Raw genomic sequence first — 13,352 nt, forward strand, 5'->3', positions numbered from 1 at the left:
TTAGTTCAGACATAACCTTTGATTATCAATATATCCGTGACAAAGATAGAGACTCCGAAAACACAAAAGCAGGCAATGTATACGGTGTTAGATTAAACTTTAACTTTTAATGGAGGAGGTAAAAAAATGATGCCACTTGCTTTAGTAGCTGATGGTGAAAAGGTGGAAATTGTTGATTTTATAAAAAAGGGGAAATCTTTATTTTGTCATCTAAGAGACATAGGACTAATTACTGGAAAGGTTGTTGAAGTAGTAAAAAATCAAAAACACGGTCCTATACTTTTAAGGATTGATGAATCAAGATTAGCCATTGGCAGAGGAGTAGCTATGAAAATCATGGTAAGGAGGATAAAGTGAAACTAAGTGAGTTAAAGGTAGGTCAGAAAGCCAGAATATTATCCATAAACACGAAAGGTGTTATCAGAAGAAGACTTATGGATATGGGTGTTCTCAGTGGAGAAATTCTGAGGGTTGAAAAGATTGCTCCCCTTGGTGACCCGATTGATATAGTGATCAAAAATTATCATCTATCATTGAGAAAAAACGAATCAGAAGGAATTGAGGTGGAGGTGTTAGATTGAGAAAAGTAACAGTAGCAGTTACAGGAAATCCAAATTCAGGAAAGTCAACTTTAATAAATGCCATTGCAGGCATAAGCCTTCAGATTGGTAACTGGCCTGGAGTGACTGTAGAGAAAAAGACAGCCACTCTTAAAATTGATGAACTTATGGTAAACCTTGTTGACCTTCCTGGAACATACAGTTTAAGCCCCTACACACAGGAAGAGGTTATTGCAAGGGATTTTCTTGTACAGGAAAAGCCTGACCTGATAATTGATGTTGTTGACTCCACAAATCTTGAAAGAAACCTCTATCTTACGGTCCAACTTCTTGAGCTTGGGATACCTATTGTTGTTACACTTAATATTTTTGATGAGGCAAAGAAAAAAGGTTATGAATTTGATATTGAAAAACTCGAGCAACTTCTTGGAGTGAAGGTTATTCCTACAGTAGCAACCAAGAAAGAAGGCGTAAAAGAGATTCTCAATTACATAAAGGAGTTTGCCAATGGAAACTATGCTGTGGTACAGCAAAAAATTAATTACGGAGAGGACATAGAGAATTCAATAAAAATAATAGAGGATGAATTGAGGGTAAAAAATCCAGCATTGCTCAATGAATATCCTTCAAGATGGCTTGCTATAAAGCTCCTTGAAGAAGACGAGCTTGTTCTCAAAGAGACAGGAATAAAAAAAGATGAGTCTTTTTTAAAAAAGGCAAAACAGCATTTTGTCAGTGCTCATAATAAAGATATTGAATCCATCCTTGCTGACATAAGATACGGAATAGCGAGTGGAGTTACGAGAGATGTTTTCAGAAAAAGGGAGGTCAGGAGGCTTGACCTCACTGAGAAAATTGATAGCGTGGTGCTTAACAGATATCTGGGAATACCGATTTTTCTTCTTGCCATGTGGCTTGTCTTTAAGATCGCCTTTGATTTTTCAACGCCTCTAAGTGACTGGATTGATTCAACAGTAAGCGGTCCCGTTACAAAGTGGAGTAATTTTGTCCTTAAGAGTGTTGGAAGTCCAGAGTGGCTTGTATCCCTATTTACAGAGGGGGTCATTGCAGGTGTTGGCGCAGTTTTGGTATTCGTGCCTGTAATTGCAATGATAATGTTAATTATCACTCTTCTTGAAGGAAGTGGTTACATGGCAAGGGTTGCCTTTGTGATGGATAGGCTGATGCACTCTATAGGGCTTCATGGTAAATCATTCATACCCATGCTTTTAGGCTTTGGATGCAATGTGCCCTCTATTTATGCTACCCGTGTTCTTGAAACAGAAAGAGACAGAAAGCTTACAGCCATGCTTGTGCCACTTATGTCATGCGGTGCGAGACTTCCCGTTTATGTGATATTTATTGGTGCTTTCTTTACTCAGAATGCTCCTACGGTGTTGTGGTCCCTCTATGTGCTCGGAATATTCATGGCGGTGTTACTTGGATTTGTCCTAAAGAAAACTTTCTTTAAAGGTTTTGCACCTGTTTTCATAATGGAACTTCCTCCCTACAGAGTTCCAGTTTTCCGAGACCTGATGGTTCATACATGGCAAAAACTCAAACATTTTGTAATAAAGGCTGGAACCTATATTTTTGCTGCATCAGTTATAATGTGGTTTATGCTAAACACTCCCTATGGAGTTGAAAAAGAAAACTCTGTGCTTGGTAGAGTTGGAAAAACAATAAGTCCTGTCTTTGCACCTCTCGGATTTGGTACTTGGGAAGCTTCATCAAGCCTTGTTGCAGGCTTGATTGCAAAAGAGGTCGTGGTAAGCACAATGGCACAGATATATGTGGGAGAAAATGAGGGAGAAAAGAAAAAAGCTTTAGAAGAAGGCACTTCTGAGACTCCTCAAAAGGAAGAGGCAAAAGGATTTTTTGAAGATTTGAAAGATACTGTGATGTCCTTTGCAGTTTCAATTAAAGATGCTTTTTTGAGTTTGTTTTCAGGATTTGGTATACAGAGTTTGTCAACTGTAGAAGGTGAGGAACAAAGACCGCTTCAGTCAAAGCTGCAAGGAATTTTTACCCCTCTTACTGCCTATGCTTTTCTGGTGTTTGTTCTTCTTTACTGGCCCTGCGTGGTTGTGGGAATTGCCATGAAGCATGAGTTTGGAAGTTGGAAGCTATATGGACAAGCATTACTTATTCATTCAGTGATGGCTTGGTTTGTTGCTTTCATTATCTATCATGGAGGAAAAATTCTTGGTTTTTAGGTTTTTTAATGAAAAAAGGAATTTGATTTCTAAAGGTTACTATGAGGCTAAAGCAAGGGGTCTTTCCCTGTTGAACGTGGAGGAGACTCAAAGAGAGCAAAATGGTATGGAACAGAGGTCTTTTTTGTTTACGAGAGCAAGCAACCCTTCCAACCTAAAAAACTCAAGTCTCCTCCTATTGAGATTTATGGAAATTCCTTACTCTGCTTACGCTCTGTTCGGAATGACAGTAAAAAAGGAAGAATAGTCTTAATAAAAAATAGGAGGAGGGAAGAAATGCCTTTAACTGATATCTTACTGGCTGTCATTATTTTCGGAGGAGCAGTATATCTTCTTTACCGTTCCATCTGGAAGAAGAAAGGGCACTGCTCTGGCTGCAGGAGTACATATTGTAAAATAAAGGGAAAAATTTTGTTATAATTTAATGTGACTGATGAAATAAAGTTAGAGTTGACTGAAAATCTGGAAGATTATTTATATGATATTTTTGAGATTTTAAAAACTGCTCCTATTGTCCGTATAAAGGATATTGCAAAGAGAAGAAATGTTAAGCTTTCAAGCGTAGTTGTTGCTGCTAAAAGTCTTGCAGATAAGGGTCTTATAAATTATCAAAAATATGGCTATATAACCTTAACTGAAAAAGGACTTGAAACAGCAAAAAATATAGAGGTAAAGAAAAATATACTATATAAATTTTTAACTGAAATCCTGAGGGTAAGTCATGAATCAGCTCAAAAAGATGTCCATAAAATGGAACATGATCTTTCAGAAGAAACAATAAAAAAAGTAATTGAATTTACTCAATCCTTTGGTAAATCTGCTTAATTTAGAAGTCTAAAAATTAAAAATCATATTACGGTGGGCATTTACTGCATATTGATGCAAAAAGAGAAGTTGAAAGGTATCTATCTCCTCTGTCAGGCAATATTACAACAATAACGCCACTTCTTATTTCACTTGCTTTTTTAAGTGCTATATGCATTGCAGCACCTGATGACATTCCAACAAAGACACCTTCTTTAAATGCTAATTTTCTTGTTGTATCAAATGCTTCTTCATCATTTACATAAATTCTTTCATCCAGCTTTGAAGGGTCAAAAATTTTAGGCACTATTGACTCAGACATATTTTTTAATCCCTGAATTCTGTGCCCGGGAACAGGCTCAACTCCGATTATTTGAATGTTACTATTAAATTCTTTAAGACGCTTGCTAACTCCCATAACTGTTCCTGTTGTTCCCATTCCTGCTACAAAGTGTGTTACTTCACCTTTTGTTTGTTCTATAATTTCTTTAGCTGTTGTTTCATAATGAGCTATCACATTTGCTTCATTATCAAACTGATTTGGCATAAAATAAAGTTCAGGCGCATCCTCATAAATTTGGTGTGCAAGCCTTATTGCTCCATCTGTGCTTTCTTCCGCAGGAGTAAGAATAAGTTCTGCACTTAAAGCTTCAAGAACTCTTCTACGTTCAACACTGACACATTTGGGCATAACAAGTTTTATTCTGTATCCCTTAGCTGCAGCAATCATTGCAAGTCCGATTCCAGTGTTTCCAGATGTAGGTTCAAGTATTATTTTATCTTTAGTAAGAAATCCTTTTTCTTCAGCTTCTTTTATTAAGTAAAGAGCTGTTCTGTCTTTGATTGACCCTCCAGGATTTGCTCCTTCAAACTTTCCATAGAGTATAACTTTTGGATTAGGATTAATTCTGTCAAGTCTGATTAAAGGCGTATTACCTATAATATCTATAACACTCATAAATTTAATTATATCACAGGCTTTTAAATTTTTTCCTTACTTTCTCAATTTCTCCGCAACTGAATTTTCCCTCAGGACATTTTCCTGTTATACAGGCTGGTCCAGCATTTTTAAAAAGTCTTGGTGCAATTTTTTTTACAAGCTTTAACATCTCTGTTGCAAGTTCTCTTATTTCCCACTGGGCACGATTGCAACATCTTACTTTAAAAAAATGCAGTAACTCTCTTGCATTCATTGTTATCACTATTTTTGTCTCTGCGGCATTTGGAAGAACAAATCTTGCATCCTGTCTTGCAAGTTCTCCTTTAAGTCCTTGCTTTTCCAGTGCGTGAAGGATTTTACAATAATATTCATGGGACTTTTTCATCGCTTCAATAAATAAAGATTGTATTTCACTATCTTTTTTAATTGTATCAGGGATTATATAATCAAATCCTTTTTCTTCACTTACATATCTTTGAGACTGCTGACTATAAGAAGCTATTCTGTGCCTTACAAGTTGGTGAGAGCATGCACGTGAAATTCCTTCTACTGCAAATGTAAAGGATGCATGTTCAAAGGGACTCAAATGTCCGCTGTTAATAAGAAGGTTTATTAGATTATCTTTATCATTGTCAGATAGCTTCTCTTTCAATTCTTCTATCCCGACAGGACTGTAACATAGTCTTGCAGAAAGAGCAACCACATTTTCAGGTTCTGGAGTATGGGTAAGAATTGAGACTTTTAAAGAAGCCTCTTTCATATCACTCCCTTTGTAGAAGGAAGTTGTTGTCCATAAATCCGAGATGCATCACTTAGTGCTTTTGCAAAAGCCTTAAAAACTGCTTCTATTATGTGATGTAAGTCTTTCCCATAGAGGACATTGATATGAAGGGCGATTTTTCCATGATTAGAGACTGCTCTAAAAAATTCTTCAAACAGAGAAATATCAATATCTTTAATATATCCATCAAATTTAACATTATAAATAAGAAATTCTCTTCCTCCGATGTCTATTGAAACCTGTGCAAGAGCTTCGTCCATTGGAATGGACGCAAACCCATATCTTTTTATTCCATTTCTATCTAATAAAGTTTTATCAATTGCTTTACCCAAAACAATTCCTAAATCTTCAATTAGATGATGATAATCTACATGTATATCTCCTTTTGCTTTAAGCTTTATATCAAAGTTTCCATGAAATGCTAAAAGTTCAAACATGTGATCTAAAAAGCCTACTGAGGTATTAATATCACTGTTACCAGTGCCATCTAAATTAAACTCCAACTTAATATCTGTTTCTTTTGTTTTTCGGCTTACTGAGGCTTTTCTCAAAACTATCCTCCCAATATGTTATTTAATACTTTTAAAAACTCTTTATTTTCTTCCTTGGTGCCTACAGTAACCCTCAGTGCATTTTTGATAGTTGAAGACATATCTCTTATCAAGATCCCCGATTTTATCAATTTGGTATAGACATTTTGACTGTTTTTTACTTTAAAAAGAATAAAATTAGCTTCTGAAGGAAAAACTGTCACACCTTTTATTTTTGAAAGTTCTTTTTGTAGCCTAATTCTCTCTTTAACTATTTCAGTTATAAAATTTTTTATCTGAGCATAGAACTTACTGAGGGCTGCTGTTGCAATATATTGAGTAAGAACATCAACATTATAAGGAAGTCTTACTTTGTTGGCTTCACTTAGTAAATTTTCATTCCCGATAAGATATCCTACTCTTAATCCAGCAAGTCCGATTTTACTCAAAGTTCTAAGTATAGCTAAATTATCAAAATCTTTTAAAAATGGTAAAAAGCCTCTATCACTACAGAAAGGCTGATAAGCTTCATCAATAACTACAATTGAAGGATTTTTTCTTGCTGTATCAATGATTTTTAAAATTTTATCAGTAGAAAAAGTATTGCCTGTAGGGTTATTTGGAGAACTAATAAAAATTAAACGAGGTTTTTCTGTTTTTATTAGATTTATCATTTCTTCCTCGTTTATGTCAAAATCGCTGTCAAGCTTAGATTCAAATTTTTTGACTCCGACTGATTGAGCTATTATTCCATACATTGCAAAAGTAGGTATAGGATAAAGAACAGGACCTCCAAAAGTAAGTATTAAGTAGTATATTAATTCATCTGAGCCATTGCCTATCATTATGTTTGTATAGGAAATTTTCATTTTTTTTGCTAAAGCTTTTCTTAATTTTAAAGCCTCAGGGTCAGGATATCTGTTAAGAGGAATATTAACTTCTGAAATAAAATCAGATAATTTTACAGGAAACGGTGATTCATTAGCATCAAGTTTAATTTTGCAGGGAATTTCTTTAGCCTGATATGGACTTAGTTTTTTTATGTTTTCTCTCACAATAAATGCAGGATTAAACTTATTCATAGATTTTTATCATAATTGGTTATTAAAAGATTGTCAACTCTGATATTTTAAGGGTATAATAATGCCTTATGGATATAGAATTTATAAGAAATATTGGACATGAGTTGTTTAAAAAGATTTCCACTGTAAGACCTCAATTAAATAAAACATCTTTAGGGCAAGGGGCTTCAGGAGATATAACTTATCCAGTTGATAGATTAGTAGAAGATATGATAATTGATTTTTTTGAAAAAGAAGGCATTAATGTAAACATCATAACAGAAGAAAAAGGCGTAAAAACAATAGATGCTAACCTTCTTACTCTCATAATTGATCCAATTGATGGGAGTAAAAATGCTATTTCAGGTATTCCATTTTTTTCTACGTCAATTGCAATAGCTGATGGTAAAACATTAAAGAGTCTTCAACTTGGTTACATCATTAATCTTGTGAATGGAGATGAGTTCTGGACAAAAAGAGGTGAGGGTGCTTTTTTTAATGGAAAGAAAATCAAAACTGATAAAAAAAGTAAACCCTTAATAATTGGTTTTGAAGCATCAAATCCATATATAGCTATAAAAAATATTCTACCTTTGTTTAAAATGGCAAATAGGGTAAGATGTTTTGGAAGCACGGCTTTAGACCTTGCATATCTTTCCATAGGAGCTTTGAGTATTTTTGTTACTCCTACTCCTTCAAGAATTTTTGATTTTTCAGCAGGAATTTTAATTGCAAAAGAATCAGAAGCAACTATAACTGACATTAAAGGTAATTCAATTGAGGAGCTACCAATTGCTTTTGATACAAAGACAACCCTTGTGGTATCTGCAAGTGAACTGCTTCATAAAAAAGTATTGGAATTAATTGATAGAGAATAAGTAATGGAGTATTCATCTACAAAAAAACTGACTCTCACACTCGGTATAACTTTTTTTATATTTATAGCTGAGCTTATAGGTGGCATCATCAGCAATAGTCTTGCCTTACTAAGTGATGCAGGACATGTTTTTACAGATTCTTTCGCAATAATTTTAAGCTTGCTTGCATCAATTATTGTAAGAAAACCTTCAGGTAAAAAAGCTACTTATGGGTATCATAAAATTGGGATTCTTGCAGCTTTTATAAATGGAGTAAGCCTCATTGTGATTGCGGGACTAATATTTTTTGAAGGATATAGAAGACTGATAAATCCTCCTCATATTGATTTTAATATAATGCTTCCTGTGGCTTTTTTTGGTTTTATTGGCAATCTTGTAATGGCTTGGATTTTAGGACATAAACATGAAGATTTAAATATTAAAAGCGCTTGGCTTCATGTTCTTGGAGATACAGTTTCCTCTGCAGGAGTAATTATAGCTGGTTTAATAATAAAATTTACAGGATGGCTTATAGTTGACCCTTTAATAAGCTGGTTTGTAGGTTTTATTATCATTTTGGGTGGAATAAGAGTTGTTAAAGATTCACTCTGGATTTTTCTTGACTTTGTTCCAAAGGGTTTTGATATAGAAACCATATCAGATGAAATTAGAAAAATCAAAGGGATTATTGATATCCATGATGTTCATATATGGTCAATTGGATATGGAGTTACTGCATTTTCAGCTCATGTAGTGGTGGATAACTGCCTCCTAAGTGAAGCTGATATAATAAGAAAACAGATTGAGAATAAACTTACAAATATCGGAATTAAGCACAGTGTTATTCAGATAGAATGTATTAGATGTGAAAATAGTTCAATTTACTGTGATCATAAAAAATCAATGAATCACGGTCACCACTAATTTGTTTAAGTATCTGTTCAAGTCTGAACTGTAATTGGAGATGTAGCCCTTCAAGTTCTCTCAGTCTTTTCAATTTTTCTAAGGGTATTTTTTCTTTTATTTTATCGCATATAAAATTAATACAAAAAGCATCTCTTGCAAAAAGAACGCATCCTGAAGTTGTAAGGAAAAAACACATATCAGGAAATTCTGGTTCATCAGGGAACTTTGTTCCTAATAAAATATTTATCAGAAGAAGTTCATCCGTATATTTAAATTCTATTGCACTGCCACAACAGGCTTTACCCTCTTTGCCACATTTAGCGCATATTTCAGTCATTCCAGAGAGTAATCTTTCTTTATCTTCTTGAATTATAAACTCTTTTAGTTGTTTAAGTAATTCTTCTATCCTGGATAAGATGCCTTTTTTTTCTAATTCTTTAACTCTATCTTTAAGGATATCTATTTTTTCATTCATTAAATGCATAATTAATTTTAAACCTTGTGGTTAAAAAGTTGTGATAAAATATTTAAATGAGAAATTTAATTTTAATTATTTTGTTTCTCCTTATTCCCACTCTGCTTTCCGCTAGTGAATCAGCCTATGTTTTTGTTATTGATGAAAATTCAAATCCTTTTCAGGGTTATAGACTTCTTGAAACTCAAAGGGATGATATTTATATGACAAAAATACAGCCTATAAAAAAGTGGATTACTGTTCCACGTTCTCAGTTAATTGTTGTGCAGGATGGATATGTTTATCCTGTAAAGGATTCTATAATTATTGATAAACTAAAAGGGATTGCGTTGTTATTAATTGATTTTTCTCAGAGAAAATCTCTTTATTTTAATCCAGAAGAAATATTGATAGATAAAGATATAAAATTGCTTATTGAAAATAAGAAAAGAATTCTTCCAAAGGTTAAAGAACTTTTTCCATCTGAATTTAAAAAAATAGAGATTAAACAAGAAAAAATCCTTTTATCTGATTATGTTGCATTAGCTGAGCAATATGAAAAAAATGCGCAGTGGAGTAAGGCGTTATCAATTTATGAAGAATTGCTCAAACAGGAACCAAAAAACAAAAAAATTATAAACAAAATTGGACTTATTTACTACTATCTCAGTGATTTTAAGAAAGCAAAGGAATATTTTGAGATGCTACCAAAAGACGAAGAACAGACAATCATAAAGCTTGTTGGAATTTATATCATTGAAAAGAATTTTGAAGGAGCATTGAGAGTTATTAATAACTCAGGATTGAATTCTCCATATTTGCATTATCTTAAAGGTGTAGTTTACTATTTAACAAATAGAAAAGAAGAAGCTTATAAACAAGTCTCAATATTATTTTATATGGACAATAATCTTGCTCAAAATTTGAGAGATCTTTTGAGATAGTCTAATCAATAATCCTTACATCTATGATTTTTTCAACATTAAAATGTCTTTCCTGGTTTCTTAACATGCAGAATGCCTTTAAACCAAGAAATGTTTTATTTGCATATTCCATATCTCCAATGTAAACAGGCTTAATTAATCTTTTTGTCTTTATATCAGTTGATTTCAGGTAAACTATTTCAATTTCTTTCCCCTCATTTATTGCCGTTTCAATTATTGAAATTTTTTCTTGGAGTGGGAGATTTTTTTCTGAATGGTTATATTGAAATTCTGTAAGAAATTTTACTATTCTTCTGTCAAGAAGGACATTTTTCGGATAGACAGGCTTTTTTAATATCAATCCTTCAAGTGAACGACATCTTGAAAGAGCTACATATAGCTGTCCATGAGAAAATGTCCCTCTTCCAATGTCAAGTAATACTTTATCAAATGTAAGTCCCTGACTTTTGTGGATTGTGATAGCCCATGCAAGTTTTAAAGGATACTGCGTGAACCGACCAATGACGTCAGTTAAAATTTTTTTTCTATTTTTGTCATAGTAAAATTCATACATCTCCCATGTAAATGGAGTGACTTCAACAATTTCTCCATTTGTAAGTTCAACCAGTATTACATCAGGTTCAGCTTTTTTTGTGTTTATCTCAACAATTTTACCAATATCTCCATTTATCCACCTTCCTTTTGAATCATTATTAAGAAGCATTACCTGCGCGTCAACCTTGAGTATAAGTTCCTGAGAAGTTGGAAGGTCTTGTTCACTAAATTCTCCATCAACAAATCCGTAATATTTAAATTCTTTATTTTTAATTCTTGAAAGTTTATCAAAGTTTACTTCTTCTGCCATTTTATTGGTTGTTGTAAGATAAATATAAAAGTCATCTTCCGGAGGATTAAAATCAGGGTTGACTTTTTGATTCAATTTTTCAATAATCTCATCTGTAACAGTATTATTCCTTATTGAATTAAGAATTTCAAGGAAAGCACTATCTGACTGTCTGTAAACCTTTTCAAGTTCAATAAATTCAAAATCGCATTTTTGAAAAACATTAGAGCTAAAAAAATATGGAGTTTTATAGAGTTCTTTGAATACCCCCTTTTCTTTGGATGTAACAACAGGAGGAAGTTGATATAAATCACCGATAAATATCATCTGAATACCACCAAAGGATTTCTTTTTATTTGGTCCATGAATTTTTAAAAAACTATCAATACAGTCAAGAATATCAGCCCTTACCATTGATATTTCATCAATAACAATGCAGTCAAGTTTTTTATAAAGATTTGGATTTTTGGGTTTAATTTCTTTTACTTTATACAAAGTAATATCAGGTTTAAAATTAAAAAAAGAATGAATTGTCTGTCCCTTAACATTTACTGCTGCTACGCCTGTTGGTGCAATTACTGCAATATTCTTTGTTGTATTTTCTCTGAAGTAATTTAAAAATGTTGATTTTCCTGTCCCTGCTTTTCCAGTTATAAATAAGTTCTTCTCTGTATTTTCAGCTAAATGGAAAGCTTTAACGAATTCTTCATTTAAATCAAGCTCTATCATGGTAGAATTTCTATTGGGGTTCCATCAGGTACAAGCTTCCATATTTCATCCATCTCTTCATTTGTTACAGCAATACAGCCTTCTGTCCAGTCATCAATTATGTGATATTTACCAAGATATTCAACATGTTTTGAAAGTCCATGTATCATAATTCCACCACCAGGATTTACATGTAACTTTATTGCTTGTTCAATATCTTGTTCATTTGGATATGATATTTTTAGGGCTTTATAAAAATTACTGTTTGGATTTCTTCCTATTATGTAATATCTTCCTTCAGGTGTTTTGCCATCTCCTTGCGAAACCTTTTTCCCTACAGGAGTTTTGCCAAGCGCAACTTTATAAGCTTTAACTATTTTCCCTTCTTTCATTAGAAACATAGCTCTTTTTGATTTAATAACAACTACTAAATCAACAGTTTCATACGCTAAAGAGGTATTAACAGAAAAAATAAAAATTAAAATGCTAAAAAGAAGCATTCTTGAGAGCATGTTTGCAGAGACATTTCCTTTCTTCAGGTAATTTTTTTATGGTTTCTTTTATAAGGAAACCAACTGCATCAAGTGAATCCTCCATCGTTTCAATAACTTCTTTAACTGTAAGAGGAAATTTTGATATTCCTGCAGCATAATTGGCAACAACAGCCACTGCTGCATAACAAATTTCAACTTCTCGTGCTAAGGAAGCCTCGGGCATAATTGTCATACCAATAATATCAGCACCAATATTTTTAAAGAATTTTATTTCAGCAGCGGTCTCAAGTCTTGGTCCATTGACACATATATATGTAGCATGAGAGACTACATTAATGCCGATTTTCCTGGCTGTTTCTAATAAATAATGTCTTATTTCACTGCAGAATGGTTCTGTAAAATCTATGTGAACAACCTTTTTCTCTTCATAGAAAGTATTAGCTCTCATTCCTTGAGTAAAATCTATAATTTGATTGGGTATTACAATGCTGCCAGGTGGTATGTTTTCAGTTAGTGAGCCTGTAGCAAAAACTCCAAATATTCTTTCTATTCCAAAATTTTTAAATCCGTAAATATTGGCTCTATAATTAACTTTATGGGGTGGTATGCTGTGTTTTTGTCCATGTCGTCTGAGAAATAAAACTTCTATATCATCAATTTTTTCTATTTCATAAGGGCAGGAAGGTTCACCATAAGGTGTTTTTATGGTAATAATTTCTTTTTTTGCCTCTGATTCACTGAGTCCGCTGCCGCCAATTATTCCTATTTTCACCTGTTGTTTGTTATGCATTTTTCCCAAATGCGCCCAGGAGGATTTGAACCCCCGACCTACGGATTCGTAGTCCGCCGCTCTATCCTACTGAGCTATGGGCGCTAAAAATATTATAACATAGTTTATTTACACTCAGAGGAAACTTTTATTATAGTTTTCACATTCCCTCTTGGATTAAAATCACCTATTACTTCTAAATTTCTTGGCTTAAGAAGATTATGTAGATCCTCATAAATTTTATTTGTAACAGCTTCATGAGAAATATATTTGTCCCTATAAGAATTAAGATAAAGCTTTAAAGATTTAAGTTCAACAATTTTTTTATCAGGAATATAGCTTATTTTTATTGTTGCGAAATCAGGATATCCAGACCTTGGACATAAACAGGTAAACTCAGGAAAACTTATTTCAATCTTATAATCTCTATCAGGGTATGGATTGTCCCATGCTTCAAGTAATGCTTCTTTTATGGCTTTTTCCCCATATAACATTAATTTTCCCC

General features: G+C 33.2%; 17 protein-coding genes and 1 tRNA gene. 8 read left to right on the top strand and 10 right to left on the bottom strand.

The window, feature by feature from the left end:
- Window positions 1-126 precede the first annotated feature (126 nt).
- The 5 genes from FLY87_RS04055 (at window position 127) to FLY87_RS04075 (ending at window position 3,601) form a co-directional block, all read left to right on the top strand.
- Entirely contained in the window at window positions 127-357 is a 231-nt protein-coding gene (locus FLY87_RS04055; RefSeq protein WP_164924837.1) for a FeoA family protein, read from the top strand.
- A complete protein-coding gene (locus FLY87_RS04060; RefSeq protein ID WP_012545730.1) occupies window positions 354-581 on the top strand; it encodes a ferrous iron transport protein A in 228 nt (75 codons plus the stop codon). Before FLY87_RS04055 ends, FLY87_RS04060 begins: the two co-directional genes overlap by 4 nt.
- A complete protein-coding gene (gene feoB, locus FLY87_RS04065; protein ID WP_012546775.1) occupies window positions 578-2,776 on the top strand; it encodes a ferrous iron transport protein B in 2,199 nt (732 codons plus the stop codon). Before FLY87_RS04060 ends, feoB begins: the two co-directional genes overlap by 4 nt.
- Window positions 2,777-3,052: 276 nt before the next feature.
- A complete protein-coding gene (locus tag FLY87_RS10400) occupies window positions 3,053-3,196 on the top strand; it encodes a FeoB-associated Cys-rich membrane protein (RefSeq protein ID WP_141266355.1) in 144 nt (47 codons plus the stop codon).
- Window positions 3,197-3,202: 6 nt separating this feature from the next.
- Window positions 3,203-3,601 carry a metal-dependent transcriptional regulator gene (locus tag FLY87_RS04075; protein WP_012545915.1) on the top strand — a complete coding sequence of 133 codons (399 nt, stop codon included), beginning with the start codon at window positions 3,203-3,205 and terminating at the stop codon, window positions 3,599-3,601.
- 28 nt (window positions 3,602-3,629) lie between these two features.
- Here the strand turns inward: FLY87_RS04075 and FLY87_RS04080 are convergent, their stop codons facing one another.
- Genes FLY87_RS04080 through hisC form a run of 4 tightly spaced genes read right to left on the bottom strand, consistent with a single transcriptional unit; the run spans window position 3,630 to window position 6,913 of the window.
- The gene (locus tag FLY87_RS04080; protein WP_012546059.1) at window positions 3,630-4,538 is read right to left on the bottom strand and encodes a PLP-dependent cysteine synthase family protein; all 909 of its coding nucleotides are present in this window, start codon (window positions 4,536-4,538) and stop codon (window positions 3,630-3,632) included.
- A gap of 13 nt (window positions 4,539-4,551) precedes the next feature.
- Entirely contained in the window at window positions 4,552-5,280 is a 729-nt protein-coding gene (gene thyX, locus FLY87_RS04085; RefSeq protein WP_012546288.1) for an FAD-dependent thymidylate synthase, read from the bottom strand.
- The gene (gene hisB, locus FLY87_RS04090; protein WP_012546516.1) at window positions 5,277-5,852 is read right to left on the bottom strand and encodes an imidazoleglycerol-phosphate dehydratase HisB; all 576 of its coding nucleotides are present in this window, start codon (window positions 5,850-5,852) and stop codon (window positions 5,277-5,279) included. Before hisB ends, thyX begins: the two co-directional genes overlap by 4 nt.
- 2 nt (window positions 5,853-5,854) lie before the next feature.
- Window positions 5,855-6,913, bottom strand: coding sequence for a histidinol-phosphate transaminase (gene hisC / locus FLY87_RS04095; protein ID WP_012545615.1), 1,059 nt, complete (start codon window positions 6,911-6,913; stop codon window positions 5,855-5,857).
- A gap of 68 nt (window positions 6,914-6,981) precedes the next feature.
- On the opposite strand from hisC, the gene FLY87_RS04100 reads away from it, so the two are divergent.
- Together FLY87_RS04100 and FLY87_RS04105 are read left to right on the top strand one after the other, a co-directional pair.
- Complete coding sequence (locus FLY87_RS04100) at window positions 6,982-7,770, top strand: inositol monophosphatase family protein (RefSeq protein WP_012546481.1); 789 nt, start codon at window positions 6,982-6,984, stop codon at window positions 7,768-7,770.
- A gap of 3 nt (window positions 7,771-7,773) precedes the next feature.
- The gene (locus FLY87_RS04105) at window positions 7,774-8,673 is read left to right on the top strand and encodes a cation diffusion facilitator family transporter (RefSeq protein WP_012544946.1); all 900 of its coding nucleotides are present in this window, start codon (window positions 7,774-7,776) and stop codon (window positions 8,671-8,673) included.
- On the opposite strand, the gene FLY87_RS04110 is transcribed toward FLY87_RS04105, so the two are convergent.
- Window positions 8,609-9,130 (bottom strand): hypothetical protein, encoded by a 522-nt coding sequence (locus FLY87_RS04110; RefSeq protein WP_028842791.1) that lies wholly within the window; start codon window positions 9,128-9,130, stop codon window positions 8,609-8,611. The two genes, FLY87_RS04105 and FLY87_RS04110, sit on opposite strands and share 65 nt — an antisense overlap.
- Before the next feature lie 56 nt (window positions 9,131-9,186).
- On the opposite strand from FLY87_RS04110, the gene FLY87_RS04115 reads away from it, so the two are divergent.
- Window positions 9,187-10,053, top strand: a complete 867-nt coding sequence (locus FLY87_RS04115) for a lipopolysaccharide assembly protein LapB (protein WP_012546087.1) — start codon at window positions 9,187-9,189, stop codon at window positions 10,051-10,053.
- A gap of 1 nt (window position 10,054) precedes the next feature.
- Here FLY87_RS04115 and FLY87_RS04120 read toward each other — a convergent pair whose 3' ends face one another.
- The 5 genes from FLY87_RS04120 to queF all read right to left on the bottom strand — a co-directional run bounded on the left by FLY87_RS04120 (window position 10,055) and on the right by queF (window position 13,341).
- Window positions 10,055-11,605: an AAA family ATPase gene (locus FLY87_RS04120; protein WP_012546127.1), complete on the bottom strand. Its 1,551-nt coding sequence runs from the start codon at window positions 11,603-11,605 to the stop codon at window positions 10,055-10,057.
- Window positions 11,602-12,084 (bottom strand): murein L,D-transpeptidase family protein, encoded by a 483-nt coding sequence (locus FLY87_RS04125; RefSeq protein ID WP_012545184.1) that lies wholly within the window; start codon window positions 12,082-12,084, stop codon window positions 11,602-11,604. Before FLY87_RS04125 ends, FLY87_RS04120 begins: the two co-directional genes overlap by 4 nt.
- Window positions 12,071-12,868: an S-methyl-5'-thioadenosine phosphorylase gene (mtnP, locus tag FLY87_RS04130; RefSeq protein WP_038059414.1), complete on the bottom strand. Its 798-nt coding sequence runs from the start codon at window positions 12,866-12,868 to the stop codon at window positions 12,071-12,073. The genes FLY87_RS04125 and mtnP overlap by 14 nt, the downstream gene beginning before the upstream one ends.
- Window positions 12,869-12,878: 10 nt before the next feature.
- Window positions 12,879-12,952, bottom strand: a tRNA-Arg gene (locus tag FLY87_RS04135).
- Window positions 12,953-12,972: 20 nt separating this feature from the next.
- Window positions 12,973-13,341 carry a preQ(1) synthase gene (gene queF / locus FLY87_RS04140; protein ID WP_012546535.1) on the bottom strand — a complete coding sequence of 123 codons (369 nt, stop codon included), beginning with the start codon at window positions 13,339-13,341 and terminating at the stop codon, window positions 12,973-12,975.
- Window positions 13,342-13,352: the final 11 nt, after the last annotated feature.

It is taken from the genome of Thermodesulfovibrio sp. Kuro-1 (genome assembly GCF_006538445.1).
GTDB lineage: Bacteria > Nitrospirota > Thermodesulfovibrionia > Thermodesulfovibrionales > Thermodesulfovibrionaceae > Thermodesulfovibrio > Thermodesulfovibrio yellowstonii.

Coding starts and splice junctions, on each gene's coding strand:
- FLY87_RS04055 (WP_164924837.1), top strand. CDS start 127: ATGATGCCACTTGCTTTAGTAGCTGATGGTGAAAAGGTGGAAATTGTT.
- FLY87_RS10400 (WP_141266355.1), top strand. CDS start 3,053: ATGCCTTTAACTGATATCTTACTGGCTGTCATTATTTTCGGAGGAGCA.
- FLY87_RS04080 (WP_012546059.1), bottom strand. CDS start 4,538: ATGAGTGTTATAGATATTATAGGTAATACGCCTTTAATCAGACTTGAC.
- thyX (WP_012546288.1), bottom strand. CDS start 5,280: ATGAAAGAGGCTTCTTTAAAAGTCTCAATTCTTACCCATACTCCAGAA.
- hisC (WP_012545615.1), bottom strand. CDS start 6,913: ATGAATAAGTTTAATCCTGCATTTATTGTGAGAGAAAACATAAAAAAA.
- FLY87_RS04100 (WP_012546481.1), top strand. CDS start 6,982: ATGGATATAGAATTTATAAGAAATATTGGACATGAGTTGTTTAAAAAG.
- FLY87_RS04105 (WP_012544946.1), top strand. CDS start 7,774: ATGGAGTATTCATCTACAAAAAAACTGACTCTCACACTCGGTATAACT.
- FLY87_RS04110 (WP_028842791.1), bottom strand. CDS start 9,130: ATGAATGAAAAAATAGATATCCTTAAAGATAGAGTTAAAGAATTAGAA.
- FLY87_RS04115 (WP_012546087.1), top strand. CDS start 9,187: ATGAGAAATTTAATTTTAATTATTTTGTTTCTCCTTATTCCCACTCTG.
- FLY87_RS04120 (WP_012546127.1), bottom strand. CDS start 11,605: ATGATAGAGCTTGATTTAAATGAAGAATTCGTTAAAGCTTTCCATTTA.
- FLY87_RS04125 (WP_012545184.1), bottom strand. CDS start 12,084: ATGCTTCTTTTTAGCATTTTAATTTTTATTTTTTCTGTTAATACCTCT.
- mtnP (WP_038059414.1), bottom strand. CDS start 12,868: ATGCATAACAAACAACAGGTGAAAATAGGAATAATTGGCGGCAGCGGA.
- queF (WP_012546535.1), bottom strand. CDS start 13,341: ATGTTATATGGGGAAAAAGCCATAAAAGAAGCATTACTTGAAGCATGG.